Below are 13,271 nucleotides of genomic sequence, written 5' to 3'. Positions count from 1 at the left end.
AGATATCCATCACCTCCCCGCCTGCGGGAGCAGTTGGTCATGAAACGAGTTGGGTATGCAGCGCAGCAGGATCATCTATACGCTTCTTTTTTTCTTCGCCCTGAATGATACGGCTCTGGCGGCTGATCAGGAGAAAAAAAGCAACGAGGTTCAGGAAACGGGAAACGCTCCATCCGGAAAACACGCGACCAGAAAGGCAAAAAAGCGCGGCACAGAGTCAGAACAGGTTGAAGTGCGGGGCCGTAAAAGCTCAACCATTGCCTCTGCCGCCACAAAAACAAATACGCCCCTCGTCGAGACAGCGCAGTCTGTCAGCGTCATCACGCGGGACGAGATGGATACGCGTGGCGTGCTGACCCTCAATCAGGCCGTGCGCTACACCGCAGGTGTCACTGCTGATACACGTGGTGGGGAAGGGACACGCTATGATCTTTTTGATCTGCGCGGCTTTACTGTACCAACCTTTCTTGATGGGCTGAAGTTTCAGGATAGCCCGACGGGTTTTGCTGTAGCCCAGACCGATACCTTCCGCCTTGAGCGTGTTGAACTTCTCAAAGGGCCTGCGTCAGCCCTGTACGGGCAATCCAGCCCCGGCGGCCTGACAGCGCTATCAAGTAAATTGCCGACAGATCAACGGTTTTATGGAAGCGTCAACACAACCGGCGGCATGTTCGACCTCTACCGTGTTGATGCTGATGTTGGCGGTTTTGCAACAAATGATGGTCAGGTGCGCTACCGGCTTTACGGCACCGTGAATGGGCAGCACACACAACTGAGCAAGACGGGAAGCAGACGGTTCAGCATCAGCCCCTCCTTTACATTCGGGGGAGACGGACCAACCACCCTGACACTGTTGGGGAATTATCAGTACGATCCGGAAAGCGGTTCCTATGGCGGTCTGCCGCTGGTGGGGTCTCTCAAGCGGGCATCCTATGGTTTCCTGCCGCGCAATTTTTATGATGGTGACGTGCCTTCAGAAAAATTTAACCGCAGACAGGGGGCCATTACCTATATCTTCAACCATCGCTTCAATGATGACTGGAGTTTCAGCACGCGGGGCCGGTATGATGATATCCGGACCATATACCGTAGTGTTTATAATAATGGCTATTATGACAGTGACGATGGCACCAGTGGCCAAATGCTGTCCCGCTCCGCCTACGGCACGCAGGAGCATACCTATAACCTGGCGTTTGACAGTCAGTTCAAGGGGCATGTGCGCACCGGCCCGCTGAGCCATACGTTGATGTTCGGGTTTGACTACATGCAGCAGAAGGCAAGGGATGCGGAAGCCTACGCCGATGCGCCTGATCTGGACGTGCTGCACCCCGACTATCACATGATCATTCCCAATCTGGACCCTTATCTGAAATACGTGACCAATTCCCACCAGATTGGTGCTTATGGGCAGGACGAGCTTCGCTGGAAACGCTTTATTGTAACAGGCAGTATCCGTAATGACTGGTACCGTTCGCGTCAGATCGAGTCTATTAACCAAACTGATACCCGGCAGAATGCCAGCCAGATTACATGGCGCGCCTCTGGCCTCTATCACTTTGATTTCGGTCTTGCGCCCTATATCAGTTACTCCACGTCCTTCCAGCCGCAATCGGGCAATGTCTCCAATGATGGCGGCACAACAGAGCATCAGGCCAGTCCATCCATTGGCAAACAGCTTGAAGGGGGGCTGAAATATCAGATTCCCGGAACATCTGTTTTGCTGACAGCCGCTGGCTTCCATATTGAACAGAGCAATGTGCTGGTTTCCGTTCCCAACACGGGTTACAGCGTGCAAAGCGGGTTGGTTCATTCGGACGGGTTTGAGTTTGAAGCCCACGCGGAGCCCTTCCGTAACCTGATGCTGACGGCCGCCGTCAGCGTCCAGAAGGTGAAGGATGACTCAACCGGAAAACCCTTGATCCAGTCGGGCAAGGGAAATGCCTCCCTGTTTGCGTTCTACACCATGCCGTCTGGGTCTCTGAAAGGTCTGGGGTTTGGTGGTGGCATGCGCTATTCGGCAAAGGTCTATGGTGGGGAAGCCACTTACGGAAGCGTGTGGCTGCCGCAATATGCCCTGTTTGATGCTTCCGTCAGCTATGATCTTTCAAACCTCTCCCACTCGCTTCGGGGGTGGAAGGCGTCAGCAAGTGTGCGTAACCTCTTTGACCGGCATTATATCGCCAACTGCTTTGCCTATGGGTCTGATGGACAATACTGCTATTACGGAGAACGCCGCAACGCACAGGCCAGCATAGGGTACAGTTGGTAAGTCTCTTCTAAAAACAGCCATTTTCAAAACTATCTTCTAACGGGCAGCGCGCGGTCTTTATGAAGGCCGCGCGTTTTTGCCGTTGGGTGGCATGCTTTTCTGACCATCATGCGTTGATCGTATCGAACCATCATCGAGAGAAAGCATTAAAAGACCATACAGATGATGTGAGGACGCGATGACAGCTACCAGACGCACTCTGCTCGCCCTGTCTGCTCTGGGCGGTGCCGCAGCCCTGATGCCCCGGTCGGGGCAGGCGCAGGGCACCCAGAACCCGGGCGATGTCACACCCACCATGGGGCGCGTGACGCGCAACGCGCTGCCGCTCAATGTAGCGCAAACAGGCCAGCGCTTTCGCCCTCCTACACGTCTGGGCCTTGGTGGGGTGCCGATTGGCAATGGCTTTGCAGCGTGCTCGGATGAGGAGGCTCAGGCCGCACTGGCAGCGGCGTGGGAGGCTGGTGTTCGCTATTTTGATACGTCACCCTGGTATGGTCTGGGTCTGAGCGAGCGGCGTTTCGGTCATTTTCTGCATACGCGGCCACGGGATGAATTTGTGCTTTCCACCAAGGTGGGGCGTCTGCTGACAGCCGCTCCTCAACCACCTGCCGGCACCATGTGGCATGACCCATCCCCCTTTGCCTATCGCTATGATTACAGTGCGGACGGTGTACGGCGCTCTGTGGAAGATAGCTTGCAGAGGCTAGGTCTTTCCCGAATTGATATTGTCTATATTCATGACCTCTCGCCTGAGAACAAGGACATGGCAGACCGATGGACAACCTATTTCGATCAGGCCGCCAAAGGCGCCATTCCCGCATTGACCAAAATGCGGGAGGAAGGACTGATCAAGGCGTGGGGGCTGGGGGTAAATACGCCGCAGGCTGTTCTGCGGACCATTGAGATTGGTGATCCGGACATTGTTCTGCTGGCAACGCAGTATTCGCTCTTCCGGCATGATGAGGCTCTGGCGCACACATTGCCCGCCCTTGCACCGCGCGGCATTTCGGTTGTGGTGGGGGCACCCCTGAACGCAGGCTATGCGGCGGGGCGTGATCGGTATGACTATCAAGCGACCATCCCGACCGGAATGGCGCGTAAGCGGTCAGCAATGCAGGCTATCGCCAAACAGCATGGGGTTGATCTGCGTACGGTGGCGCTTCAGTTCGCGGCAGCGCATCCCGGTGTGGCTGCCGTTATTCCGGGGGCTCGCAATGCGGCACAGATGCAGGCCAACGCACGCTCCATGGAGGTTTCAATTCCACCCGCGTTGTGGGATGACCTCAAACAGAAAAAGCTGATTGCACAGGCCGCACCGGTGCCAGCATCCTCCTAATATCAGGTGGAGGTGGAACCGGGGCGGTGCGGGGCTGCCGTAAAGGCGGTTTCACTCTCTGCCTGCGGGCTCTTTCTCTGCGCAGGCAGGGAAGGTGTGGCTTCAGAACGTGGCGGAAAGACTCACGTTGAAGGAGCGACCCATGCCCGGCAGGGCGCGGGTGGTGCCGATATAGCGTGTATCGCCCAGAGAGAGACCGCCCAGCGGCAGGTAGTAGGGCTGGTTGAGCACGTTATCAATTCCGGCATCCAGCGTCAGCATCTTCCATGTGTAGCTGCCGCCAAGGTTTAGCAGGGCATAGCCTGCGGTGCGGGGTTCGCCGCGCAGCCAGTCCACCGTGTCCTTGGGTTTGACAAAGTTCATCTCCACCCGGCCGGTCCAGTGACCAACCGTTTCATGCACCGCCACCGTGCCGTTAAGCGGCATCATGTGGTACAGGCCGGAATGCGTGACTTCATCCTGCCCACGCACCCAGTTGAGCACGCCGGTGACTTCACCCTTGCCGTATTGTGCTGTGTCCCACAGCGTGTAATGGCCGGAGGCGTTAATGCCGTAGGTCTGGGCATTGTGGTTGGCGAATTGCAGCAGATGGTGCCCGTTGGTGAAGGTGCGAAGCTGCACCACGTTGATGTAATTGTGCACGTAACTGTAATAGGGCTGCACCGTCAGGCCCCAGCGGTTGGCGGCAGTGGGGTCATGCCAGTCCAGCGTCACGCTGGCCGTGTTGGCGATTTCTGACTTCAGATCCATGTTGCCCACATAGCCGTTGCCATCGCCAAACCAGCCGATCATGCTGGAAGACATGGTGCCACGGCCCCACGCATAGCGTTCATACAGGTTGGGCGCGCGGGATTTACGGGCGTAGCCGCCTTCCAGCGTAAAGCTGTCCGTTACCTTCCAGCGGGCCATGGCGGTGACATCAAAGTTCACATCCGTCCGCCCCCGGTTGCGGGCGTTGAAGGCGCGGGCGGCCATGGCGTCCGTCATGTTCATCATGCCGGTCCAGGAATAAGGGGCCACGTCTCCCGTGTTCATCATGATCAGATCATTGCGGAACCCCAGCAGGGTGGAAACGCGCGGCGTCCAGTGGGCTTCCCACTCGGCATAGTGGCCCAGCCGGTCGCGGTGGCCGTTATTGATGTTGTGGTAGGTGTCCGGCCCCATCATCATGCTGCCTTGCAGCGGGGGCCACCAGTCATTCAGCCCCACATGGTCAAACCCGCTGCCCAGTTTGAGCGTGTGGAAACGCCCCAGCGGTATGGTGGCCTTGAGCGAATAACCCGCCAGACGGGAGTCATTGTTCATGGGCATGCCGGTGGTGGCGGAATGGCCGCCCTTGTCCGCCAGCATGTCCATGGCGTGGGTAATGCGCTGCCAGTAGCCACGGGCTTCAAACGTGCCCCAGTCGAACGAGCCAGTATATTTACCGTTTACAAAGGTGGAGCGGTTGTTGGTCATGTCCATATACTGGTTGGCAAAGCCCTCACGCGGGGTGTCCTGTTGCCCCACGGTAATGGCCACCAGATGGTTGTCCTTGTGCAGGCCCACCGTTACGGCGTGATTATAGGTCAGGTAATTGGTGGAGTGCACGGTGCCCATGCCCGCGCCCCCCCGATAATTGCCGGACTGATCATAAGAACCCGTATAGCGGATGCTGAGCAGATGATTGGCAACCGTGACAGAACCTGAAGCCCCGTAGGCCCCGCCATTGCTGCGGTAGGTACCGCGCACCCGGCCTGTCACAAGAATTTTTCCCTTGCGGGCAAAGCGTGGGTCTGCCCGTTCCACATCAATGGTGCCGCCCAGACTGTCGCCCCCGCTGCTGACAGGGGTCAGGCCCGCAATGCTGGTGGCAGTCTGCACGCTGTCCGGATCAATGTAGGAGAGGGCGGGGTTCATGTGGTTGGGGCAGGCGGGAGAGATGCGCACGCCATCCACAATAGTGGCGACGCGATCATCCGCCATGCCGTTGAGCACGGGCAGGTTGGCCAGCCGCCCGCCGCCGTAGGAACTGAACCCCGGCTGGTTACGGAACAGCGAGGACACATCCGGGCTGGAAAGCCGGGACATGCGCTGTGAGCTGGCATCGGGCGAGGACGCTGTCAGCGGGGCATCGGAGAGGGAGGTTTCCTCTTCCTCATCCGTTGAGATATCCAGCCGGGGCAGGGTGACAACAGAACTGCCAGAGGCCGCGTTGCTCTGGCTGGCGCTGACCTGCGCAGCCGTTGTTTGCGCCTGCGCGGCGGAGACGGTGGGGGCCGCGCACGCCGCGGCAATAACCCACGCCCACGCCGGTACGCGGCGTGGGTTGATAAGCGTGATCATAAGAACAATCCTGAAAACAAAGCGTGCAAAACCCTTTTCCGGTCGTGGGGCCGGAAGGGCGCGAAGAGGCTTTGTTCAGGCAGGAGGCCCGCGTGAGGGCGGCAGGCCAAGCGGAACGCTGGGCGGTGCGCGTGGGGTGGAAGCATGGCTGCCGCGCCGCATCCACCGCAGAACGGGCGGGGGCACCAGCAGTACGGCCATGGGAAGCGCCGCTGGCAGCGAGAGCAGCGGGCAGAGCGGACACCCCTCCGCCCCATGATGATGGTGGCCGGAATGCGGCTGGGTAGATTTGCCCGCCATGGCCGCAGCCATCTGCCGGGCCTGCGCCGCCATCATGTGGTGGTGTTGGTTGGCGCTCCGTAATGCTGGGCGATGGACCGCTGTTGATGGAGAAGATGCCTGCGAGGACGGCTCCCATGCGGCATCGCCGCCAGAAGACCAGGCCTGGGGGGAGTGGCTTGCGGAAAATTCTCCACCAGCATGAAGGGCCGAACTGCTCTGGGCCGTGTCTGAGAACGCGGTACCGGAGGAGGCTGCATCCATGTCCTCATCAGGCATGGTCATGGGGGCAGCAATATCTACGCCCAGCAGGCGGGCTATGGTTGCGCGGGGCAGTTCATCCGGTTGTGCAAAGCTCTGAAGCGCCAGCAGGCCGAGAAAGCCTACCAGTGTCACCACCACCAGCGGCCATTTCAGCAGCGTCTGTAAAGAGTGGGTGTGGCGAAACATCAGAGCGGCCGGGACTCCAGTGTGTGCGGTTCTGTAAGGACTGGCCCGTGTGGGCGTGCATCTTTCTTTATTTGTCTGCCGCAGGCTTTGTGTCAAACATGTGGCTGCCGAGAATGTGATCTTTCTGATTGAAGGCGGCTGGCAGAGCGATAAAATTGCACAAAACGCTCAGGCGGACGGCATGGAAAGTGGGCGTAGAACTGGCACTGGTGGTTGATCCGCCAGCATGAAGGCGAGGAGTCGGGGCCAGACTGGCCGTGGTGGGGATCAGCCTTGCAGTTTGGGTATGGGCGGGGCAGGCCCTGAAAAGCAGGGCAACAAAATAAGGAACGCGGACGGGTGAAACCGCAGGCTAGACTGGGGCAGGACAATGGTGGGCTGACGCTAGACGTGCGCGCGCCTGAAATCTGTCCTCCGTTGGCGTTTCCGCAGGGGGCGGAGTTCTCCGCCCGCCAGCGCGCCACCCGGCGCGCCGGGCGTCTGGCCTTTGTGGCGGCGGTGGCAGGGCATGGGGTGATTACCGCCTGCCTGCTGGTGACATTGCACACGCTTCCTCCTCAGGCACCGGGGCAGAAAGCGGTGGAGATGGTGTTTGAAACGCCCGCCAGCACCCCGGCCCCGGCTGCGGCGCAGACAGAGACCGCACATCCGCCCGAACCCATGCCTGTGCCGCCTCACTCATCAGAGGAGCCGAAGCCATCCACGCCAGCGGAGCATCCGCCAGCCTTGCCCCGTGAGGCTCATCCCATGCATCATCCGGCTGAGCAGCCTCAGCACGCTATGGCTATGCCGGAAGAGGCACTTGCAGCCCCGCTGGACGCGGCACCCACGCCCGCGCACCCTCCGCCTGTTCCGCCCATGACAGACGCTTTGCCAGCGGAGGGCGTGCCTGCACCGCTCGCCTTACGGCAGCCGCAGCCGGTGCCTCCACACGAGCATCAGCACCCGCCTCACGCTACGCACATGATGCCAGCCAATAAAGTGCCGCCGTCCATGGCGGGGGCATCACCGCCTGCCCCTGCGGCAAATGCAGCGGCTTCTTCTATTGCGCAGCCAGCCAAGGTGGCGCCCACTCAGGCTCAGGCTCAGGCTCAGGCTCAGGCTCAGGCTCAGGCTCAGGCTCAGGCTCAGGCCGCGCCGTCCGTTGCGGCAGCGCAGGCCTCTCATGGTCCGTCTGCGGCGGCGGCATCTGTTGCGCATGTCGCCAAGGGGAGCGGTGCTCGCACTCTGGTCTGCACTCCACCGCAGACACATTATCCCCCCATGGCCCGCCATCTGCATGAAGAAGGGGAGGCCGTGGTGGAGGTTACCCTGGCGGCGGATGGGACCATTGCCGGAACCCGGCTGACGCAGAGCAGCGGGTATGATGATCTGGATGCACAGGCACTGACCGCCGCCCGTGGTCTCCACTGCGCCGCCCCAGCATCCGCCCCCATGGTGGGGCGTATTCCGGTGGGATTTCACATTCGTTAAGGTGTAAATAAAGTTTATTTTATAGATGTGTGTCCAGTTTGATACATTGAGCGCGTCTGAACCAGTGCAGTATAGTGCCCCAGATTTTGATCAGGGCGACGGGCTCATGGTGTATGTTTTCTCTCACGCGCAACGGCATCAGTATGCTGATGCGTATAACAAGATGATGCAGGCCCGTGCCATGCAGGCCGAGGGGTGGGATAGCGCGACATCTCCTTTTCTTGCCCGCCCGCAGGAAGACACGTTCGACCGCGAACATAACCCGCTTTATATTGTGTCCCTGAATGAGCAGGGGGAACATTCGGCCTCTATGCGGGTATTGCCCACCACCGGGCCGACCATGCTGCGCTGTGATTTTCAGGCCCGTTTTAAACCGTGCCCCGATATTGCCAGCTCGCATGTGTGGGAATGTAGCTGCCTATGCGGTATAGGAGACAGCATAAGCCCGGCAGGGCGTGCCAGCACCATTGATGCCTCAAAAACCCTGTGCCGCACGGCATTGGAAAACGGTGTGCAGCAGATTATCGGTATTTACGGCAAGAACATGGGGCGGCTGTTCCGGCGTATCGGGTGGGAGCCCAGCACGCTTGCACAGACCAGCGAGGAAGACGGGGAGCTATGCCTGGGGTTGTGGGATGTTTCCCCTCTGGCACTGCGCCATATGGCGGAACGCCAGGCCATGCCATTCTAACGCGCTGATAAGGATAACCCCCGGCAGCCGCCATGCAAGGCAGCAGAGGAAACGCTTATGTTGAAACTGAAATCATCCTCCCGGCAGATGCGCCCTGTGGTGTTGCAGGAGATGCTGACAGAAATCACGCAGGCAGCTTCCCTGCCGGAACTGAACACGATTGTGCAGAGCTTGCCGCAAAAGGGCGGCCTGTTTCATATCGTTTACCATTATATGGGAGACCTCGGCCGGGAGGAGGGTAATCTCCAGCCCGGTTTTACAACCTACCCTGAAGAATGGATTACGCATTATCTGCGCAAGGGATACATGGAAGTGGACCCTGTGGTGCATCTGGGTAAGGAAGCAATGCTGCCGTTTGAATGGCGGGATCTGAGCATTGAGAATACGGCCCAGAAAAAACTGTTTGATGATGCCCATGACTTTGGGTTGGGGAAGGCCGCCCTCAGTCTGCCGGTGCGGGGTGTGGAAGGGCAGACCGCCCTGTTCACCATTACCAGCACGGACCCCGCCGCTTTTGCCGGGGTCAACCGGATGGCCTACGTGCGGGATTATCAGACAATAGGCGTGTATGTGCATGAAGCCTTTGCCCGGCTGGCCCATGTGGCGCAGGAAGCCGCGCTGGACCTTTCCCAGCCAGAGCGGGACTGCCTGAAGCTGGCGTCCGAGGGATTGCTGGGCAAGGACATTGCCCGTTCCCTTAAATTGCCAGAACCCGCAGTGCGCCTTTACCTGCGCGTGGCCCGCCACAAACTGGCTGCTACCTGTACCAGCCGCGCGGCAGAGATTGCCCGCCGGCGTGGGCTGATCTAACCCCCGCTCTCCTTGCGGGCTGGCAGGTTTTTCCAGCATTCAAGCGCAATGCCACGGGCCAGTTTAAGGTCCACTATGGGGTTGGGGTAGCTCTTGCCAGGGGTAAAGCCAATCTGGCGGCATAGGGTAGCATCCGCTTTCCAGGGGGTGTGGATCAGCTTGTCCGGCATCTGCCGTAATTCTGGTACCCATGTGCGGATATATGCACCTGTAGGGTCAAATTTTTCAGATTGCCCCACCGGGTTGAAAATACGGAACCAGGGTGAGGCATCAATGCCCGTGCCAGCACACCATTGCCAGTTCATGGCGTTCTGGGCCGGGTCTGCATCCACTAGCCGGGCCTGAAACCACTGTTCGCCTTCCCGCCAGTCTGTCAGCAGATGTTTGGTCAGGAAAGAGGCCACAACCATGCGTACGCGGTTATGCATCCAGCCTGTGGCGTAAAGCTGGCGCATGCCCGCATCCACCAGCGGATAACCGGTCTGGCCCTGCTGCCAGGCAGCAAGCAGGGCGGGGCTTTTCTGCCATGGCATATGGTCAAATTCCGGGCGCAGATTGCGCCATGCCAGATCAGGTTCATAAAAAAGCTGCATCCAGGCAAAATCCCGCCAGCCGAGTTCGCTAAGAAATTTCTCGGCGTTTTCTGCCAGAGCAGGCGTAGTGGCGGCGGCGCGCACAGCATGCCACACCTGCCGGGCAGACAGCAGCCCCGCCCGCAGATAGGGCGAGAGGCGGGAGGTTGTATCCTTGTCCGGCCGGTCATGCTCCTGAATGTAATGGGCCAGATTATCGTCAACAAATGTGGCCAGAACCTCTTGCGCGTCGGCTTCCGTGCACGGCCAGTCGGCTTCCGCAGCATCCGCCCCTTCTGGAAGCGGCGGGACTGACGGCACGGCGTGCGCAGTCAGTGCCTGCGCGGCCTTGGGTAGAGCGGCAAAGGGGATATGCTGCGGAGCGGGCAGGCAGCGGCCAGGTTCCCCCATGGCGCGGGCGGCTTTCCACCACGCGGTAAAGACGCGGTAAGGCGTTCCCGCCCCGGTGCGAATGGTCCACGGTTCATGCAAAAGCCGGGCAGCGGAGGAGTGGACGCTCACGCCCTGCTGCTCCAGATGAGCCTTGAGGGCCGTGTCCTGCGCCTTGCCGGTCGGGTCATAACGGCGGTTCCAGAACACGCTTTCAATACCAGCAGCTTTTACAAACGCGGCGACACTATCCGGGGGGTTGCCGGAAAGGGGGTGCAGTGTGCCTCCTTGTTCAGAAAGCGCGTTTTCAAGGGCTATGCGGGCCTTGGCCAGCCACCAGCCAATGGCGTCCCCGCATGTGGTTTCCGGGTCATGCACAAACGCACACAGAACGGGCTGCCCCGTGGCGCATGCGCCTGAGAGGGCGGGGTGGTCCGCCAGACGGAAATCGTCCCGGAACAGCACCAGGACAGGAGACACGGAGGGGCGGGTTTTTTCAGCACTCATGGGGCCAGAGTGCCCGCAAGTCTGGGCCCTGACAACCGGTGCGGGGCGATGCAGCGATGCGGGGAGCCTTCTTGCCGGAGGGCTGCGCTCCTTCACACATCACGATGGAACACCTGCGGAAGGAGTGCGTTGCACGGGGAGGTCTTGCGTTGGATGTAGGGGGCTTGGGCGTGCCAGTGAGTGACTCACTGGCTGTTGCGGCAGGTGTGTCAGGTTGCCGGGCAGTGGGCTGGCGTTTTGCACCGGGGCCGCGCACCCTATATTGGAAAAGAACACGGGCCATGCGGCATTGCATCGCGCGGCGAGACAAAAAGGATAAGTAAGATATGGCAGTTTCAGAGAAACCGGAAAGCTGCACATCCTCTGGCTGTGGACCACGGGAGCCTTTGACACCGGAGCAGGAGCGTATTCTGCGCCAGCATGGCACGGAACGCCCCGGTTCCAGCCCGCTGAATGATGAGAAGCGGGCCGGGATTTACCACTGTGCCGGATGTGGCACGCCTCTTTTTGAGTCTGATGCCAAATACGAAAGTGGCAGCGGGTGGCCGTCCTTTTTCGCCCCTCTTGAAGGCGCTGTGGAAACCACCCGGGATACTCGCCACGGCATGATCCGCACGGAAGTACATTGTGCCAAATGCAAGGGCCATCTCGGCCATGTGTTTCCTGACGGTCCACCGCCAACAGGTGAACGCTATTGCATGAACGGTCTGGCGCTTGATTTTCATCCTGCCTGAGTAGAGCACGCAGTTTTGGTGTGACAACCCTCGGAAACGCAGGCGGCCGCCTGCCACCCACCATTCCAGCCTTAAGCCGAAATTACGGGCGGACGGGCAGGGACATGGAAACACTGTCGCGCCTCTTGAAATGGACACTGTGTTCGCCCATCTGCATGGGTATGACATACGCTCATGCGACTGCCGGAAACGGTTTTGCTTCTTCTTCTACGGCTGAGACAGCCCAGCGCCTGCGCCGGGTGCAGCGGCTTGCGTGGCTTCTGGATGCGGCCTTTCGTGTGCCGGGAACACGCTTCCGGCTGGGGGTGGACGCCATAGTGGGTTTGCTACCCGTAGGGGGGAGCGTGATCATGGGAATGGTCTCGCTCTATATTGTGTGGGAAGCATGGCGTATGCGCCTGCCCACATCAGTACTGGGCCGGATGGTTGCCAATATCGTGTTGGAAACGGTGGTGGATACCGTGCCTGTGGCGGGGGATCTGTTTGACGCTGCGTTTAAAGCCAACCTGCGCAACGTGGCCCTGATGGAACAGGCGCTGGGCCTGCGTCCGTAACGCGTTGAACACCGGTAAGGGCACTCACCGGAAATCCAAGTGAAAAGAGGGGCTTGTGCAGTATGTCAAGGTAGGCTGCATCAGCCAGAATAGGGGGAGCAGGGCAGTCAGCCATTCTCATGTCACGCTGCTTTAGAAGCCGTCGCTCCTGACTTAAGCGGTCAGGATGCGGCGGTTTTTTTGTAGGGGAACGCGGCTGGTGGGGTGGCGGCTATGGGGCATGTCTCCTGCTTTCCGCCTACAGCACGTAGAAAGAGAGCCCAACCGCGTTCAAAATACTCCAGCCGTTCCACACAGCATTCCAGTGGTTTCAGGCCGAACAAGGCATCTTCCAGAGGTTGGCCGGTAATCAGCCCGCATAGCAGGTTGGCTGTGGTGTCATCTGCATTGCCGGGTTCGATCTGGCCTGCGTCTTCTGCGGCCTTCAGTAGCCGCACCACACAGTTATGAATGGGCATGCCGATGGTGTTGGTGGCATGTGCAATCAGGGACGGATAGCGGTATGCATCTGAAATCAGGATACGATAGGTACCCAGAGATTCCGGCTGGAGAATAAGGTCCAGCAGCAGGCCCATCACGTAGCGCAGTTCCTGCAACGGGTTATGCAGGGGCGTTTCTTCTATGGTGCGCAGCACGGAGGCGGTCAGATTGGTGATAACCGCCTTGAACAGTTCTTCCTTGGAGGGATAGCGCCGGTAGAGGGTCTGTTTGCTGGCAGAGGCCTTGCGGGCAATCTGGTCCACCGAGGTTCCGGCATAGCCATACTGCACAAACAGCCCGGCGGCTATCTCCAGCAGATACTGGTCCAGTTGTTCTGTATCATGCGGGGTAGGGCGGCCACACCGGCGTTTTTTCCCCTCAAGGCAGGGGTTCGCCATATC

The 13,271-nt window shown here is 59.6% G+C and carries 12 protein-coding genes; 8 read left to right on the top strand and 4 right to left on the bottom strand.

The window, feature by feature from the left end:
* The first annotated feature begins 55 nt into the window (after window positions 1-55).
* Entirely contained in the window at window positions 56-2,269 is a 2,214-nt protein-coding gene (locus AD944_RS09775; protein ID WP_045541669.1) for a TonB-dependent siderophore receptor, read from the top strand.
* Window positions 2,270-2,447: 178 nt separating this feature from the next.
* A complete protein-coding gene (locus tag AD944_RS09770; RefSeq protein ID WP_045541668.1) occupies window positions 2,448-3,605 on the top strand; it encodes an aldo/keto reductase in 1,158 nt (385 codons plus the stop codon).
* 102 nt (window positions 3,606-3,707) lie between these two features.
* On the opposite strand, the gene AD944_RS09765 is transcribed toward AD944_RS09770, so the two are convergent.
* Window positions 3,708-5,930, bottom strand: coding sequence for a TonB-dependent receptor (locus AD944_RS09765; protein ID WP_045541667.1), 2,223 nt, complete (start codon window positions 5,928-5,930; stop codon window positions 3,708-3,710).
* 75 nt (window positions 5,931-6,005) lie between these two features.
* Window positions 6,006-6,659, bottom strand: coding sequence for a hypothetical protein (locus AD944_RS09760; protein WP_045541666.1), 654 nt, complete (start codon window positions 6,657-6,659; stop codon window positions 6,006-6,008).
* A gap of 55 nt (window positions 6,660-6,714) precedes the next feature.
* Between AD944_RS09760 and AD944_RS17080 the strand changes: the two genes are divergently transcribed.
* From AD944_RS17080 to AD944_RS09745, 4 genes are all read left to right on the top strand, one after another.
* Complete coding sequence (locus AD944_RS17080; protein ID WP_169794907.1) at window positions 6,715-6,876, top strand: hypothetical protein; 162 nt, start codon at window positions 6,715-6,717, stop codon at window positions 6,874-6,876.
* A gap of 122 nt (window positions 6,877-6,998) precedes the next feature.
* The gene (locus AD944_RS09755) at window positions 6,999-8,132 is read left to right on the top strand and encodes an energy transducer TonB (protein WP_045541665.1); all 1,134 of its coding nucleotides are present in this window, start codon (window positions 6,999-7,001) and stop codon (window positions 8,130-8,132) included.
* A gap of 25 nt (window positions 8,133-8,157) precedes the next feature.
* Complete coding sequence (locus AD944_RS09750) at window positions 8,158-8,823, top strand: acyl-homoserine-lactone synthase (RefSeq protein ID WP_045541664.1); 666 nt, start codon at window positions 8,158-8,160, stop codon at window positions 8,821-8,823.
* Window positions 8,824-8,880: 57 nt separating this feature from the next.
* Window positions 8,881-9,633: a helix-turn-helix transcriptional regulator gene (locus AD944_RS09745; protein WP_045541663.1), complete on the top strand. Its 753-nt coding sequence runs from the start codon at window positions 8,881-8,883 to the stop codon at window positions 9,631-9,633.
* Here the strand turns inward: AD944_RS09745 and AD944_RS09740 are convergent.
* Window positions 9,630-11,102 carry a cryptochrome/photolyase family protein gene (locus tag AD944_RS09740; RefSeq protein WP_045541662.1) on the bottom strand — a complete coding sequence of 491 codons (1,473 nt, stop codon included), beginning with the start codon at window positions 11,100-11,102 and terminating at the stop codon, window positions 9,630-9,632. The genes AD944_RS09745 and AD944_RS09740 overlap by 4 nt on opposite strands.
* A 326-nt stretch (window positions 11,103-11,428) precedes the next feature.
* Between AD944_RS09740 and msrB the strand changes: the two genes are divergently transcribed.
* The gene (gene msrB / locus AD944_RS09735) at window positions 11,429-11,836 is read left to right on the top strand and encodes a peptide-methionine (R)-S-oxide reductase MsrB (RefSeq protein WP_045541661.1); all 408 of its coding nucleotides are present in this window, start codon (window positions 11,429-11,431) and stop codon (window positions 11,834-11,836) included.
* A 161-nt stretch (window positions 11,837-11,997) separates the two neighbouring features.
* On the top strand, window positions 11,998-12,390 hold the full coding sequence (locus tag AD944_RS09730) for a DUF4112 domain-containing protein (protein ID WP_045541679.1): 393 nt from the start codon (window positions 11,998-12,000) through the stop codon (window positions 12,388-12,390).
* Between the two features lie 161 nt (window positions 12,391-12,551).
* Here AD944_RS09730 and AD944_RS09725 read toward each other — a convergent pair whose 3' ends face one another.
* Entirely contained in the window at window positions 12,552-13,268 is a 717-nt protein-coding gene (locus AD944_RS09725; RefSeq protein WP_052427102.1) for a TetR/AcrR family transcriptional regulator, read from the bottom strand.
* Window positions 13,269-13,271: the final 3 nt, after the last annotated feature.

The sequence above is a fragment of the Acetobacter tropicalis genome (genome assembly GCF_001580915.1).
Taxonomy (GTDB): Bacteria; Pseudomonadota; Alphaproteobacteria; order Acetobacterales; family Acetobacteraceae; genus Acetobacter; species Acetobacter tropicalis.
Note: the sequence above shows the minus strand (reverse complement) of the source record. Positions and strands in the feature narration are given on the sequence as shown.

Bases quoted from the DNA above. Each gene is read 5' to 3' on its own strand.
- AD944_RS09775 (WP_045541669.1), top strand. From the start codon at position 56: ATGCAGCGCAGCAGGATCATCTATACGCTTCTTTTTTTCTTCGCCCTG.
- AD944_RS09770 (WP_045541668.1), top strand. From the start codon at position 2,448: ATGACAGCTACCAGACGCACTCTGCTCGCCCTGTCTGCTCTGGGCGGT.
- AD944_RS09765 (WP_045541667.1), bottom strand. From the start codon at position 5,930: ATGATCACGCTTATCAACCCACGCCGCGTACCGGCGTGGGCGTGGGTT.
- AD944_RS09760 (WP_045541666.1), bottom strand. From the start codon at position 6,659: ATGTTTCGCCACACCCACTCTTTACAGACGCTGCTGAAATGGCCGCTG.
- AD944_RS09750 (WP_045541664.1), top strand. From the start codon at position 8,158: ATGTGTGTCCAGTTTGATACATTGAGCGCGTCTGAACCAGTGCAGTAT.
- AD944_RS09745 (WP_045541663.1), top strand. From the start codon at position 8,881: ATGTTGAAACTGAAATCATCCTCCCGGCAGATGCGCCCTGTGGTGTTG.
- AD944_RS09740 (WP_045541662.1), bottom strand. From the start codon at position 11,102: ATGAGTGCTGAAAAAACCCGCCCCTCCGTGTCTCCTGTCCTGGTGCTG.
- msrB (WP_045541661.1), top strand. From the start codon at position 11,429: ATGGCAGTTTCAGAGAAACCGGAAAGCTGCACATCCTCTGGCTGTGGA.
- AD944_RS09730 (WP_045541679.1), top strand. From the start codon at position 11,998: ATGACATACGCTCATGCGACTGCCGGAAACGGTTTTGCTTCTTCTTCT.
- AD944_RS09725 (WP_052427102.1), bottom strand. From the start codon at position 13,268: ATGGCGAACCCCTGCCTTGAGGGGAAAAAACGCCGGTGTGGCCGCCCT.